This window comes from Oceanicoccus sp. KOV_DT_Chl (assembly GCF_900120175.1).
In the GTDB taxonomy this organism is placed as follows: domain Bacteria; phylum Pseudomonadota; class Gammaproteobacteria; order Pseudomonadales; family Dasaniaceae; genus Oceanicoccus.
Map to the genome: position 1 here is coordinate 219,062 of NZ_FQLF01000002.1, position 14,051 is coordinate 233,112.

The window sequence follows — 14,051 nt, forward strand, 5'->3', positions numbered from 1 at the left end:
TCAATTTGTTTATTTTAAGCTGTTTCTGTTATTGCAATGCCAATAATAATGGCTGCGGAATTCGCTGCGGCTTTATCGTATTGCGGTTCACGCAAGCCACTTTGACCGCAGCAGTGAAAAGCAGTTCATTATCCAACGACAGACCTGATGGGCGATACACTTTTTGCTCCATTAGCATAAATGTTTTTCCCATTTCTACTATGCTGGCGGTTGCTAATAGCTGATCGTCTAACCGTGCTGGTTTTTGATAAGCACAATTGATGGAATGCACGACAAACATCAAGTCATTATTAAAGATAAAATCTTTACCAAAGCCCAAATTGCGTAAGTATTCGGTACGGGCTCGCTCAATAAATTTTAAGTAATTCACGTAGTAAACAATACCACCTGCATCGGTGTCTTCTATATAGACGCGCAAAGGCCACTCAAATACCGCAGCCATTATTCTCCCTCATCCACAGACAGCCCAGTCAACTGCTCGCGTTCTTTGCTATGTGGCATATCCAGCCCAAAATGCAAATAGGCACTGCGTGTCGCCATGCGTCCTCGAGGTGTGCGAATAATATACCCCTGCTGGATTAGATAAGGCTCCAGTACGTCCTCGATAGTGCCGCGCTCCTCACTAATCGCCGCAGCAAGACTATCGATACCCACGGGCCCACCATCAAATTTTTCAATCAAGGCTAACAATAAGCGCCGATCCAGATGATCAAAACCATGCTGATCGACATTGAGCATATCCAACGCTCTATCAGCTATCGGTTTGGTGATATTGCCATCGCCTTTAACTTCTGCATAATCCCGCACGCGCCGCAATAAGCGATTGGCGATGCGCGGCGTTCCCCGGGAACGACGGGCAATTTCATGAGCACCTTCCGCATCCATTGCCACACCTAATATAGTCGCAGAACGCCCAACGATATGCGTCAGATCGGCGGTATTATAAAATTCCAAACGCTGCACAATACCAAAACGATCCCTGAGTGGAGATGTTAGTAACCCGGCTCTGGTGGTAGCACCTACCAAGGTAAACGGCGGCAACTCCAATTTAATCGAGCGCGCCGCCGGACCTTCACCAATCATAATATCCAACTGATAATCTTCCATCGCCGGATACAATATTTCTTCAATATTTGGACTCAAGCGATGAATTTCATCAATAAACAACACATCACCTGACTCCAGATTGGTCAGCAAAGCAGCAAGATCACCGGCTTTTTCCAGCACCGGACCGGAGGTTGTTTTTAATGACACCCCCATCTCATTGGCAAGGATATTTGCCAGCGTTGTTTTACCCAATCCTGGCGGCCCAAAAATAAGGGTGTGATCCAATGGCTCGCTACGTAATTTAGCCGCACTCACAAAAATATCCATCTGCTCGCGGACAACCGGTTGCCCAACATAATCCGCTAAGGTTTTTGGACGAATAGCCCTGTCCAGCGCCTCTTCTTTCGGCGCAGCTATGGGGGCAATCAAGCGGTCTTCTTCAATCATGAGTGTTAGCTGTGGGCTCGCTACAAAGGCATTAGCAACAAATGTCGAGAGCCTTTTTTATTGTTAATAGAATAGTGTTAAAGCATATTTTTTAAAGCGCTGCGGATTAATTGTTCGCTGCTGTTGATACTATCATTATTCACTTTGGCAATCGCCCTGCTCGCCTCTTGGGGCTTATAGCCTAGCGCTATCAAAGCACTCTCTGCTTCCGCCAGCATATTTGAGCTTAAATCGATATCAGCAGCACTGCTACCCGTCACCTCGCTGCTGACCTGCCAATCATTCAGACGGTCCTTCATTTCCACCAATAAACGCTCGGCTGTCTTTTTACCAACACCTGGCAAGCGTACTAACGACGCGGTATCGCCGTCACGCACACAGCGCACAAAATCATCGCTTTCTATGCCTGATAAAATTGTTAATGCCAACTTGGGGCCAACACCATTTACCTTGATTAAGGCGCGAAACAAGCGTCGCTCACTGAGCTGGGCAAAACCGTATAGCAATTGCGCGTCTTCGCGCACGACGAAGTGGGTATGCAAGGTCACACTTTCACCAATGTCGGCCAATTGATAGAGAGTGGTCATCGGCACCTGCAGCTCATAGCCGACACCGCTGACATCAACTAAAATTTCAGGTGCCTGCTTCTCCAGCAAAACCCCGCTTATTCGACCGATCACTGCCCCACTCCTCTGTCCATTGGCGTGATCAACAGAATTGCAATACGTCTAAAACAGACAACGCTTAACAGCAGGTTTTTCACCGGATAATTCAACGCATTCTTCCTCGACGTATCCGGCTGACACCGGCTAAATTAATTAAACTGGCACGGGTATGCGCATGACAAATTGCCGCAGCTAATGCATCAGCCGCATCTTCCTGCGGCATAGCTGGCAGCTTCAATAGCGTTTTTACCATATGCTGAACTTGCTCTTTGTTGGCTGCGCCAGAGCCAACAACAGCCTGCTTAATCTGCCGCGCTGAATATTCCGCTACGGTTAATTGTTGAGCGACACAAGCGGCAATCGCCGCCCCTCTGGCCTGCCCCAGCTTTAATGCAGAACCGGCATTTTTTGCCATAAATACTTGTTCTATCGCCACTTGTTGCGGGCAATGAGTTTCAATAATTTCTGCCAAACTATCGATCAAAACTTTTATTCTGTCGGGCAAATCATGCTCTACCGGTAATTTAATCACGCCGCTGGCAACATACTCGTGCTGATCCCGCAGCACATTGATAATGCCGAATCCGGTTTTACGCGAGCCGGGATCAATCCCGAGAATTAAAGACATGGTGGTAACGGCATCAGCTTCAGAATATCTGCTTTTATAGCAATTATAGTGCGCTTATTCTGTCAGGAAGGAACGGTCACCACAATAGTGGCAACCGCTTTTTACTGTATTTTTATTCAGTAGTTAGCAATTAGCTATCGAGAGCCTGTATTGACCACTAGCGGCTAGGAATCGAGCTGCTCTAAAATCTCATCGGAAATATCTGCATTGGTATAGACATTTTGCACATCATCCAGATCTTCCAGCATATCAATCAATGCCAGCGCCTTTTCAGCGCCCTCCTTATCCAGGGCGATAGTGGTTGCTGGTAACATCGTCACTTCAGCGTAATCCGGCGTAAAATCTGCAGCAAGCATGGCATTTTTAACCGCTGAAAAATCTTCGAAGGCAGTCACTACCTCAATCGAACCATCATCATTAGCAAGTACATCTTCAGCGCCAGCCTCTAATGCCACTTCCATAATTTGATCTTCATCGCCTTCAGCGAATCCAAGCTGACCGGTACGAGTAAATAAATAGGCCACTGAACCGTCAGTGCCCAAATTACCACCGCGTTTGGTAAACGCATGACGCACATCCGCAACGGTACGGTTGCGATTATCGGTGAGACATTCAACCAATACCGCAATACCGCCAGCGCCATAACCCTCGTAGGTGGCGGCTTCGTAATTATCTTCGTCATTGGTGCCGGCGCCACGGGCAATGGCTTTATCGATGGTATCGCGCTTCATGTTAGCCGTCAGCGCTTTATCCATAGTTGCCCGCAGACTGGGATTATCATCGGGATTGGGACCACCGGATTTGGCAGCAACGACTAGTTCACGAATGATTTTGGTGAAAACTTTACCGCGTTTCGCATCCTGCGCAGCTTTTCGATGTTTGATATTGGCCCACTTACTATGACCAGCCATAAATCAAAACCTCCGGTTTTTTCTGACACTCACTCGATTGATTATTGTATTTATTGGTAAGCACTTTAGCAGAAGCCAGACACTGCTGACCTCTGCAATAACAAGGGCTACTACTCTGCGGCCTTAGGCTTGTCACGCAATTTGATATGCAGCTCACGCAACTGCTTGTTATCAGCATTACCCGGTGCATCGGTCATGACACAAGCCGCACTCTGGGTTTTAGGAAAGGCGATAACATCGCGGATAGATTTAGCGCCAGTCATTAACATCACCAGACGATCCAGACCAAACGCCAAACCGCCGTGCGGTGGTGCGCCAAACTTTAGCGCATCAAGCAAGAAGCCAAATTTTTCCTGCGCCTCTTCATCACCTATACCCAGCACTTTAAATACCGCTTGTTGCATATCCGGCTGATGAATACGTACCGAACCGCCACCCAGCTCAGTGCCGTTCAACACCATATCGTAGGCGATCGATAACGCCTGCTCAGGGTTGGCGGCAAGTTCTTCTGGTGAACACGCCGGCGCAGTAAATGGATGGTGCAACGAGGTCAAACCACCCTCGCCGTTTTCTTCAAACATCGGGAAGTCCACTACCCACAGCGGCGCCCAATCACCCTCAATCAAACCAAGGTCTTCACCAACCTTAACCCGCAACGCACCTAATGCTTCGTTAACAATACGGGTTTTATCAGCACCGAAGAACACAATATCGCCATCTGCCGCTTCCAGACGGGTCATCATCTGCATAACGATATCGTCAGGCATGAATTTGAGTATAGGAGATTGAAGGCCTTCAACACCGGCGGCGAGATCATTGATTTTGATCCAGGCTAATCCTTTGGCCCCATAAATACTGACGAATTTGGTGTAATCATCAATTTGCTTGCGGCTGATTTGCGCCCCACCAGTCACTTTTAAACCGGCAACGCGACCCTTGGGGTCATTGGCTGGACCATTAAACACTTTAAAATCCACTTGCTGCATCAAATCATTAAGATCGACCAATTCCAGCGGAATCCGCAGGTCCGGCTTATCACTACCAAATCTATCCATCGCTTCGGCATAGGGCATATGCGGGAATTCACCCAACTCAACATCCAACACCTCTTTAAATAAACCACGAATCATATTCTCGGTAATCGCCATGATTTGCTGGTCATCCATAAAGGACGTTTCAATATCAATCTGGGTAAATTCTGGCTGGCGATCGGCGCGCAAGTCTTCATCGCGGAAACATTTGGCGATCTGGTAGTAGCGATCCATCCCCGACACCATCAGTAACTGCTTAAAAAGTTGTGGCGACTGCGGCAGCGCAAAGAACTTGCCTTCATGGGTGCGCGAAGGCACCAGATAATCACGCGCGCCTTCGGGAGTAGCCTTGGTCAAAATGGGGGTTTCGATATCCAGAAAACCGTTGTCATCAAGATAGCGTCGAATTGACGAGGTAATACGCGAACGCAGTTTCAACCGTTCAAGCATTTCCGGACGACGCAGATCAATATAGCGATACTTAAGACGAACATCCTCCCCGACTGCGATATGTTCATCCAACTGAAACGGGGGCGTGGCGGAGGTGTTTAGTATTTCCAGCTGTTTACCCAAAACTTCAATACTACCCGTAGCCATATTGGCATTCACAGTCCCTTCAGTTCTGGCTCGAACCCGGCCTTTAACCTCTAGTACATATTCACTGCGCACTTTGTCAGCACGCTTAAAATGCTCTTCGGTATCGGGATCAAATACCACTTGCACAATCCCTTCGCGGTCACGCAAATCAAGAAATATCACCCCACCGTGATCACGACGACGGTCTACCCAGCCGTAAAGAGTAACTTCTTCGTCGATATTTGCCGAGGTGATGGTGCCACAATAATGAGAACGCATGGTTAAGTTGATCCTTTAAATACTGTCAGTGTTGCAAGCACACAATCTCGGGCTTGCTGGGGTTAATCAGCTGGGAAATCAGCTCTCCGGGCTAGCACTTTTTGGCGCGCTATCGGCGCCGGCCAGATTCTTTTTGTTGCCGGTTTTAAAATCAGTTTCATACCAGCCGCCACCTTTAAGGCGGAAACCTGCCGCTGAAATCAGTTTTTTTAACTGCGACTTGCCGCAACTTGGGCAATCCTTTAAGGGGTCATCACTCAGCTTTTGCAACTGCTCAAACTGGTGCTCACAAGCTGGGCATTGATATTCATAAATAGGCATAGACCGATTACCTTAAAACTACATTGCTATAAAATCGCCCTTAAAACAAAGGTCGCAGGGACAGCTCAGGGCGAAAAATCGCGCGATTATACCCTAAAACCGGGCACACGGCGAAAGCCAATTTGACGGCTGGGAATAGTACCTTATTCATCTGCCAGAAACAGGGCTAATCAACTGAAAATACAGGAAATTTTAATGTAGAAGGGAATACTCAGCACAGCAACATGAGGCTGATTTAGGGGGGAGTAGCAGGATACCCCGGACCTAAGTCGGCCCAGGGGATCCGGAATAGAGAATGCGGCTGGATTAACTAGCTGCGAACTCTTTCAATTTCTTCAAAGGACGAACTTTAACTGCGATGCTGGCAGGCTTGGCTTTGAACATCTGCTCTTCGCCAGTAAAAGGATTGATACCTTTACGCGCTTTCTTAGCTGGCTTTTTAACGGTTGTGACTTTCATCAAACCAGGAATAGTGAATTCACCCAAGCCTTTTTTGCAGATGCTACGACCTACTAATGATTCCAGCTCATCAAACACTGCTGCAACCTGCTTGCGGCTCAAATCAGTCGCCTCACCAATATCGGTGAACATCTGGCTCTTGGTCATTTTTGCTTTGATTGGACCAGCTGCTTTCTTAGGTGCAGCTTTAGCCGCTACTTTCTTTGCTGGTGCTTTTTTCTTAGCAGGTGCCTTTTTGGCCGCTACTTTCTTTGCTGGTGCTTTTTTGGCAGCAGCTTTTTTCTTGGGTGCAGCTTTCTTTTTAGTTGCCATCTTCGTTAGCCCTATGTTGTTTAAATTAACTCAGTTATTAGTCCAATCTTTGTTTCACTCCAAACACCGCACAACCGGAGAAAACCAAATTTTTAAATACGTTTAAACCTATATATACAGTGTCTGCGCAATGTATAGTCCAGAATATACTGCAATACAAGCATTTTTCTTGATTTGACGTACTAAAAAGTAAAAAAAGCCCTTTTTTTACCCTTTCATAACAGATCTGGAAAATTACAAAGCAAAAACGCTGATAAACTAAAATCACTATCGATAACCAAAACAAAATAACTTTAGCCAAAAAATTCTAATTTCCTCCAAAAAAAACAGCTAAAACCGCCATCAAATTGAACTGTTTCAGGGATATTGGAGGCCAAAACCTGACAGCCGTTGCCGTAATTGCTCAAGCCGCTGCGTTAAAAATTGCTCCTCATAAGGCTTTGCTGGAGCTGCTCCCCACACCGGGCGAGGCCAAGCTAAATCAGTTTGATAGCGAGCAATATGATGAATATGTAATTGCGGCACCATATTACCCAAGGCGGCGACATTCATTTTATCGGCTTTAAAATAATCAGCCATCATCTCAGCAACAGCACTAGATTCTTCCAGTAAGGTACTTTGATCCTTTAATTCCAACTGAAAAATTTCCTTGATACCTTCCCTGCGTGGAACCAACACCAACCAGGGGAACTGACTATCATTTAGCAACAGTACTTTGCTGAGACTCAAATCCCCGACCTCAATACCATCCTTTGCTAACTGCGGATGCAACTCAAACATACAAAAACCTCTATTTACAAGCTATGTCGACACCGACACTGTACCCAATGTAGGAACAGACGTAGAATGCGCCTTTCAATTTAATCAACAACACATAGAGCCAGTATACACATGCGCGCCAGCCAGTTCCTTATTGCCACCGTCAAAGAAACCCCTTCAGATGCCGTCGTTATCAGTCACCAATTAATGTTGCGGGCCGGGATGATTCGCAAGTTATCATCCGGACTTTATAACTGGCTGCCTATGGGGCTACGAGTATTGCGCAAAGTGGAAGCAATTGTGCGCGAAGAAATGAATAAAGCCGGAGCGCAGGAAGTCTTAATGCCGGTGGTACAGCCCGCCGAGCTATGGCAAGAATCGGGGCGCTGGCAACAGTATGGCCCGGAATTACTACGCGTCACTGATCGCCATAACAACAGTTTTTGTCTGGGGCCGACCCACGAAGAAGTCATCACCGATATTATTCGCAACGAGATCAGAAGCTATAAGCAACTACCCGCAAATTTTTATCAAATACAAACCAAGTTCCGCGACGAGACTCGCCCTCGCTTTGGGGTGATGCGCTCCCGTGAATTCATCATGAAAGACGCCTATTCATTTCATAACGATCAGGCTTCGCTGCAACAAACTTATGACATCATGCATGCCACTTACACCAATATATTTACCCGTCTAGGGCTGGATTTTCGGCCGGTCATTGCGGACACCGGTTCTATTGGCGGCAATGCCTCCCATGAATTTCATGTACTGGCTGACTCCGGTGAAGATGATATCGCCTTTAGTAACAGCAGTGACTATGCAGCCAATGTCGAAATGGCAGAAGCAATCGCCCCCGCAGGCGAGCGCCCAAGCCCAAACCAGACCATGGATAAAGTCGCAACACCCGGCCAGCATAGTATTGAAGAGGTCAGCACCGGCTTAAAAGTAGCACCACAACAGATAATCAAAACGCTAGTAGTACTGGGTGAAACCGATGACGACACCACACCAGCACCTTTAGTGGCACTAATTGTACGCGGCGATCACGAACTGAATGAAATCAAAGCAGAGAAACTGGCCGGTGTCGCCAACCCGATCCAATTTGCCAGCGAAGAACAAATCAAACAGGCCATTCACTGCTCGACAGGGTCTATAGGCCCGGTAAAACTATCCATAGCAACCATTGTTGATCGAAGCGCTGCCCAGCTCGCAGATTTTGTTTGCGGCGCCAACGAAGACGGTTTCCATTTAACCGGCGTTAACTGGGAACGGGACTGCCACGCCACGCGCATTGAAGATATTCGCAACGTGGTGGAAGGCGATCCTAGCCCCGACGGCAACGGCACGCTACAAATCAAACGCGGTATCGAAGTGGGCCATATTTTCCAACTGGGAACCAAATACTCAGAAGCGTTAAATGCCACCGTACTCAACGAAAATGGTAAAGATCAGGTCATGTTAATGGGCTGCTACGGTATAGGTGTTACCCGTATTGTCGCCTCAGCTATCGAGCAGAATAACGATGACCGGGGTATTATCTGGCCAGATGCCATTGCGCCATTCCAAATCGCACTAATCCCTCTCAATATGAAAAAGTCTGCTGAAGTCGCTGAGCATGCTACCAAGCTCTATAACGAATTAACTGAGCTGGGCTATGAAGTGCTATTGGATGACCGCGATGAGCGACCCGGTGTGAAGTTTGCCGATATGGAGTTAATGGGTATTCCACATCGCATAGTGATCGGCGATCGCGGCTTAAAACAAGGCGAACTGGAGTATAAAGGGCGTGGTGATAGCGATAATCAAGATATAGCTCTGGCCGATATCTTAAATTTCGTACAGCAAACTATCAAAAAAGTGTAATCACCATGTCAATCAGGTTCTACTTCACCTTGATTGTATCGTTAGTGCTGGCTAATGCTGTTACAGCAAGCCAGCCCCACCCCAATGAAAAACAAGAATTACGCGCTTTTTTAAAACAAACTATTAGCAAAGCGGATAGCTTTGAAGATCGCTTCGATGCCGAAGTCTGGCTAGTGGACATGTCTTCACGCTTACAACCGTTTATTAAAGACCCCAAGCAACGATTACATTTGTTAAAAGCGGTACATCGCGAAGCCACTCGGGCTGAGCTAAAACCGGATTTAGTGCTGGCCCTGATTCAAATTGAAAGCCGCTTCGATCAATACGCCATTTCCCGTGCCGGCGCACAAGGGTTGATGCAAGTGATGCCGTTTTGGAAAAAAGAAATCGGGCGCCCTAGTGACATCCTTACCGATATTAATACCAACCTCAGTTATGGCTGCCGTATTTTGCAATTCTATTTACAGAAGGAACAAGGTAATTGGATGGAGGCGCTGGCGCGATATAACGGCAGTTATGGGAAATACTGGTACCCGGAACGGGTTATGGATGCCTGGCGCGACCGCTGGTATGTTAACGAGCAGTAGCGCTTAAGGATTTAAGCAGAGTTTATCTTTAGTAGCCGCGATCAATCCGCGGCTACTGCTGTCTGAATTTGCGATAATTCAGGACCAACCCGATCAGCAACTGAACGAAGTTGCGACAGATCAAACCCAAACACTTCAGCAGCTTTTTCTCCGAGCATACTACGAACCTCTAATTCCGGCACAGTACCGAAAGATTGCTGCAAAGCAGTCATAGTATTTGGCCAAGTCCCTTCCATATGCGGATAATCCGAGCCCCACATAATTTTGTCTACACCAATTTTATACCGCTCCTCCATCTCCAGCGGGCCAATAAAGGAAGCCCCCATAAAACAGTTGCGCTGAAAATATTCGGTAGGGGTTAGATTTAAGCCCTTTTTGAAATACGCAAATAAGGGGTTTTGCGCCTTGTGCTCTAACCAACGCAAAGACTCGCTAATCCAGGCACAACCGGCTTCAGTAAAAATTAATTTCAAGTGGGGGTGACGCTCAAAAGCGCCACTCCACACCATGGCGGCGAATGGGCGGCGCGCCCACATATCAACTTCAGTGATATACATTGGCGTAGCGGCAGGCACATCACCATAATCAGGTGACCAACCAGAATGCGTATGAATTGGCATTGCCAGCTCTTCACACACTGCCCATATAGGTTCGTAGCGCGGGTGATGATAATAAGGGTGTTGGCCAGTACTGGTTGGCAATAAAACGCCTCCAAACAAACCGGCTTTTCTTGCTTCACGAATTTCCTGAACGGTGACAGCAATATCATTCACATCGATAAGTGCAACACCGGCATGACGCCCTGGATTGACCTTGCAAAAATCAGCCAGCCACCGATTATAAGCGCGAATACCCTGTAAACTTTGCTCGTCGGTGACCGCGTATCGGTATTGCATTAAGCCCGCGCCAAATGGCGCCATCTGTGGAAAAATTACTTCTCCGGCTAAGCCGTCATCTTCCAGTTCCTGTAAGCGCACTGCAGCATCAAATTCCCCACGGCGCGGCGCAAAGGGGCTTGACTCATCACTGAGCATTGCCATTAACTGCTCATCACTTAATTCTTTAGACTCATTGAGCGCGCCTTGTTGAAACTTGGCATTGCCCTCTTCTCCCGCCATCTGGGTAAATTTTTCCACTTCTTCCTGATCAAAAAAGTACCCATTCGACCAATCATCTCGCGCGTATAATTCACCCACCAGCTATTAGCCTCTGCGTGAAAAGCGGATGGCATATAATCGTTATACATATTGGGCAATGCCCCTGCATGACAATCAGAACTAATCATCAACAACTTACTCATAGCCGTCGGACCCTCAAAAAAGACAAAATTTAATGACCTTATAACAAACACCTTAGAGCATTTTTCGACCAAGGTATAATGAAACAATGTTAAGAAAAGCACAGCGGACGCAGCGCTAAAACACTACTCACTAAAAACTAATAACACACATCAACTTCTTCCCTGAACAACGATTCCACTCTACATCAGTCTGCTATTTTGGCAGCGTTTGCGCATGCACCACGCCAAAGATAAACACCTGGATAAAGTGCCATAACTTATTGCCTTCAGCTTTCATTACACGCTTGGCAAAAACCACACATTCAATAGTATGCGCCACCAATAAAAACAGCGTAACCCAATAAAAAATGGTGTTTAACGGACCTGGCATAGCCACAAAAAAACTGGCAACACAAACGGCCCACACGGCGATGACGATTAACTTAACCATTATAATTTCCTCAAAAATTATTCTTATTAAAACAGCCAGACCTATAACGACGATGGTAACCAGACGTTAAGGCGACAACTCAAACACTAAAAAAACATTACCCTCGCGACCACCGGCACTAACCATACCGCCATAGCCGGAATTGGTTAATAACAAGCCGTCGCTAACGACTACACCACCAGCATCCAACGTGCCGCCGCTCCCCAATAAACCATTCACTCCCTGATAATTTCTCTTGGTATCATAGCTCCATAATTCAATACCTGTATCGGTCGCATAAGCATGAATCACTCCATCCAGACCGGGCGCAATAACCGCACCATCTATCAGCGTTATTGCTGCGGACAAACCATTGCGACAACCTTTAATTGCCTCTCCGGACTTATCTACACAAGAAAAATTCACTTTAGTCTGCCAAATAAGCTCACCGGTATTTACATCCAACTTACTGATCGATGGATTAGGCTCTCCTGCAATAACTTTACCCATTAAATCAGCGTCGGATATCGGCACATAAAGCGCATCATTAGCTGCAGCCATTCCCCAATGCACACCACCCAGGATGCCACCGCGACCCATTTTCTTTGACCACACCACTGCACCACTATTGGCCGGATCTAGCGCATACACCATGCCAGACTTTTGACCGGCCAAAATCATGTCTCGTCCCTGACTGGTTTTAATCAGTATTGGAGGCGCACCAAAATCAAAATCTGGCCCCTCCTCATCGGGACAATTGACTGAGATCCCACCTATGCAGGCCACGTTCCAAATATCATTGCGAAGCAGTTGCTGCTTCCAACGCAGCTCACCTGTTTTTAAATCCATTGCCATAATAGCATCACTGCCACCCTCTGCAGGCTCGCTGTAATTTTGGCCCGAACCGACATAGAGCACTCCGCGCTCAACATCAATAGTGGGTGCAGACCATACTGGCGCCCCGGACGGGCCATATTGCCGCACAAAAATCACATTTCGTTTTACCGGTTTGGGCGGCTGAGTAATGGTATGGGTCTTCCACACAGACCTACCGGTGTTGGCGTCCAAGGCATTGACGCCGCCGCGGAAGGTACAGCAGTTGTAAAAAGGATTGAGCGCATGGCCCGCTTCAAAAGAAGAAAGGGGGAAATAAACCATACCCTGATAAAATACCGGCGAGCCCGTAATCATGACGATGGGATGTGCATCCAACATCACTTTCCAATGTTGCCGGCCATCCTGAATGTTTATCGCGTATCCCCAACCATCCTGATCACCAAAAAATACCAATTGTTGACCATCGACACTACCGATTTCAATTGCAGTACGCACCTCGGCCTCAGCCTGGTAACGCCAGTAAACACAACCAGACTGGCGGTCCAACGCAAATACCGCCCCTCTTCACTCCCCACAATAATCATCTGGTCAGTCACTGCTGGCACAGAGCGGGGATGCACAGTATCATCAAACACAAAGCTCCAGCGTAAACTTAAGCTCGGCAAATCGGTGGCCCCAATGCCTGCCACCGCTAAGTCGCGATATCTCGTCTGCACTAAATCATCACTCCACCCCGTACTCAAAAGCTGCTGACTGGCAGTGACCGTTTGTGTACACCCCTCATACTCGGTCTGTGCACTAACAGTCAACGTTACTGCCATCAACACTACTATTTTAAAAAGCATTCTGGTTTTTCTATAGATCATTCCATGTACCCACTTAGCCCTTATCCAGTAATTATTTAAGCCTGTTTTTTCTCTTGGAGAAGTTTTTCGCGCACATTCATCAACACCACACCGTATTGATTATCTCCTCTGCGGTCGCGGCCACACCCCCAATAATAATCATACTGGCTATTTTCCACTAATTTTCTGTTATCGGTTGCCAACAACTCCTCGGCAATTTCAGGATAAGTTCGGCACTTGGTATAAACCGCGCGCGTCATTACAGTAGTTTTAACTCGCTTCCAATCCGCACGCAGTTTTTTAAACCGGCTACGCCCCATTTTACGGGCTTGCTTGGGATGTGCCGCCAATCGAATTTGCTCCTGCACCGACTCATCCTGGAACTTCATCGCCTGAAAATAATGCTCCACTGACGGCCACAGCTTTCCCTCCAACTGAAAGTTGTGTCTGGAAAATGTGCCCAATACATTACTGACATCTGCACGGGAAAGATAAATAGCGCTTTCGTCGCTCTCAGGGAAAATACCTGATGACATAGCAAAGAGTCCTTCAAAAAGTTAACCGAGTGTAAACTATTTTTACGATTGGGTTCGCGAGTATTACCAGCTTGTAAGCCTTGCTTAATAAAATGATCGCTACAGTCAAATCAGGCAGAAACGGCAGTAGTAGATGAGCAAAACTTGCCCAAAGGGGTGTGAAATAATAAAGGACTTGGGCCTAACGATAAAAAAGGAGACAGCTTGCAATGACCACTATTGAGCACTTCTACAATTAA

The 14,051-nt window shown here is 47.1% G+C and carries 15 protein-coding genes; 2 read left to right on the top strand and 13 right to left on the bottom strand.

The window, feature by feature from the left end; genetic code table 11:
• Window positions 1–28: 28 nt before the first annotated feature.
• From ybgC to UNITIG_RS04760, 9 genes are all read right to left on the bottom strand, one after another.
• Window positions 29–442: a tol-pal system-associated acyl-CoA thioesterase gene (ybgC, locus tag UNITIG_RS04720; RefSeq protein ID WP_101757353.1), complete on the bottom strand. Its 414-nt coding sequence runs from the start codon at window positions 440–442 to the stop codon at window positions 29–31.
• On the bottom strand, window positions 442–1,494 hold the full coding sequence (ruvB, locus tag UNITIG_RS04725) for a Holliday junction branch migration DNA helicase RuvB (RefSeq protein ID WP_101757354.1): 1,053 nt from the start codon (window positions 1,492–1,494) through the stop codon (window positions 442–444). Before ruvB ends, ybgC begins: the two co-directional genes overlap by 1 nt.
• Window positions 1,495–1,571: 77 nt before the next feature.
• Window positions 1,572–2,174 carry a Holliday junction branch migration protein RuvA gene (gene ruvA / locus UNITIG_RS04730; protein WP_101757355.1) on the bottom strand — a complete coding sequence of 201 codons (603 nt, stop codon included), beginning with the start codon at window positions 2,172–2,174 and terminating at the stop codon, window positions 1,572–1,574.
• Window positions 2,175–2,265: 91 nt separating this feature from the next.
• Window positions 2,266–2,787, bottom strand: coding sequence for a crossover junction endodeoxyribonuclease RuvC (ruvC, locus tag UNITIG_RS04735; protein ID WP_101757356.1), 522 nt, complete (start codon window positions 2,785–2,787; stop codon window positions 2,266–2,268).
• Window positions 2,788–2,951: 164 nt separating this feature from the next.
• A complete protein-coding gene (locus tag UNITIG_RS04740) occupies window positions 2,952–3,698 on the bottom strand; it encodes a YebC/PmpR family DNA-binding transcriptional regulator (protein WP_101757357.1) in 747 nt (248 codons plus the stop codon).
• Window positions 3,699–3,808: 110 nt separating this feature from the next.
• Entirely contained in the window at window positions 3,809–5,584 is a 1,776-nt protein-coding gene (gene aspS / locus UNITIG_RS04745) for an aspartate--tRNA ligase (protein WP_101757358.1), read from the bottom strand.
• Window positions 5,585–5,662: 78 nt separating this feature from the next.
• The gene (locus tag UNITIG_RS04750; protein WP_101757359.1) at window positions 5,663–5,905 is read right to left on the bottom strand and encodes an FmdB family zinc ribbon protein; all 243 of its coding nucleotides are present in this window, start codon (window positions 5,903–5,905) and stop codon (window positions 5,663–5,665) included.
• A 306-nt stretch (window positions 5,906–6,211) separates the two neighbouring features.
• Window positions 6,212–6,676 carry an HU family DNA-binding protein gene (locus tag UNITIG_RS04755; RefSeq protein ID WP_101757360.1) on the bottom strand — a complete coding sequence of 155 codons (465 nt, stop codon included), beginning with the start codon at window positions 6,674–6,676 and terminating at the stop codon, window positions 6,212–6,214.
• A gap of 357 nt (window positions 6,677–7,033) precedes the next feature.
• The gene (locus UNITIG_RS04760; protein WP_101757361.1) at window positions 7,034–7,456 is read right to left on the bottom strand and encodes an HIT domain-containing protein; all 423 of its coding nucleotides are present in this window, start codon (window positions 7,454–7,456) and stop codon (window positions 7,034–7,036) included.
• Between the two features lie 111 nt (window positions 7,457–7,567).
• Here UNITIG_RS04760 and UNITIG_RS04765 point away from each other — a divergent pair, with 111 nt between their 5' ends.
• Together UNITIG_RS04765 and UNITIG_RS04770 are read left to right on the top strand one after the other, a co-directional pair.
• Window positions 7,568–9,298 (top strand): proline--tRNA ligase, encoded by a 1,731-nt coding sequence (locus UNITIG_RS04765; RefSeq protein WP_101757362.1) that lies wholly within the window; start codon window positions 7,568–7,570, stop codon window positions 9,296–9,298.
• A 5-nt stretch (window positions 9,299–9,303) separates the two neighbouring features.
• Entirely contained in the window at window positions 9,304–9,885 is a 582-nt protein-coding gene (locus UNITIG_RS04770) for a lytic transglycosylase domain-containing protein (protein ID WP_101757363.1), read from the top strand.
• A 41-nt stretch (window positions 9,886–9,926) separates the two neighbouring features.
• Here the strand turns inward: UNITIG_RS04770 and UNITIG_RS04775 are convergent, their stop codons facing one another.
• From UNITIG_RS04775 to UNITIG_RS04790, 4 genes are all read right to left on the bottom strand, one after another.
• Window positions 9,927–11,081 (bottom strand): amidohydrolase family protein, encoded by a 1,155-nt coding sequence (locus UNITIG_RS04775; protein WP_101757364.1) that lies wholly within the window; start codon window positions 11,079–11,081, stop codon window positions 9,927–9,929.
• A gap of 297 nt (window positions 11,082–11,378) precedes the next feature.
• On the bottom strand, window positions 11,379–11,615 hold the full coding sequence (locus UNITIG_RS04780) for a DUF1145 domain-containing protein (protein WP_101757365.1): 237 nt from the start codon (window positions 11,613–11,615) through the stop codon (window positions 11,379–11,381).
• Window positions 11,616–11,681: 66 nt separating this feature from the next.
• A complete protein-coding gene (locus tag UNITIG_RS04785; protein ID WP_101757366.1) occupies window positions 11,682–12,977 on the bottom strand; it encodes a PQQ-binding-like beta-propeller repeat protein in 1,296 nt (431 codons plus the stop codon).
• Window positions 12,978–13,332: 355 nt separating this feature from the next.
• Window positions 13,333–13,812: an NADAR family protein gene (locus UNITIG_RS04790; protein ID WP_101757367.1), complete on the bottom strand. Its 480-nt coding sequence runs from the start codon at window positions 13,810–13,812 to the stop codon at window positions 13,333–13,335.
• Window positions 13,813–14,051 lie beyond the last annotated feature (239 nt).

Bases quoted from the DNA above. Each gene is read 5' to 3' on its own strand.
- ybgC (WP_101757353.1), bottom strand. From the start codon at position 442: ATGGCTGCGGTATTTGAGTGGCCTTTGCGCGTCTATATAGAAGACACC.
- ruvB (WP_101757354.1), bottom strand. From the start codon at position 1,494: ATGATTGAAGAAGACCGCTTGATTGCCCCCATAGCTGCGCCGAAAGAA.
- ruvC (WP_101757356.1), bottom strand. From the start codon at position 2,787: ATGTCTTTAATTCTCGGGATTGATCCCGGCTCGCGTAAAACCGGATTC.
- UNITIG_RS04740 (WP_101757357.1), bottom strand. From the start codon at position 3,698: ATGGCTGGTCATAGTAAGTGGGCCAATATCAAACATCGAAAAGCTGCG.
- aspS (WP_101757358.1), bottom strand. From the start codon at position 5,584: ATGCGTTCTCATTATTGTGGCACCATCACCTCGGCAAATATCGACGAA.
- UNITIG_RS04750 (WP_101757359.1), bottom strand. From the start codon at position 5,905: ATGCCTATTTATGAATATCAATGCCCAGCTTGTGAGCACCAGTTTGAG.
- UNITIG_RS04755 (WP_101757360.1), bottom strand. From the start codon at position 6,676: ATGGCAACTAAAAAGAAAGCTGCACCCAAGAAAAAAGCTGCTGCCAAA.
- UNITIG_RS04760 (WP_101757361.1), bottom strand. From the start codon at position 7,456: ATGTTTGAGTTGCATCCGCAGTTAGCAAAGGATGGTATTGAGGTCGGG.
- UNITIG_RS04765 (WP_101757362.1), top strand. From the start codon at position 7,568: ATGCGCGCCAGCCAGTTCCTTATTGCCACCGTCAAAGAAACCCCTTCA.
- UNITIG_RS04770 (WP_101757363.1), top strand. From the start codon at position 9,304: ATGTCAATCAGGTTCTACTTCACCTTGATTGTATCGTTAGTGCTGGCT.
- UNITIG_RS04780 (WP_101757365.1), bottom strand. From the start codon at position 11,615: ATGGTTAAGTTAATCGTCATCGCCGTGTGGGCCGTTTGTGTTGCCAGT.
- UNITIG_RS04790 (WP_101757367.1), bottom strand. From the start codon at position 13,812: ATGTCATCAGGTATTTTCCCTGAGAGCGACGAAAGCGCTATTTATCTT.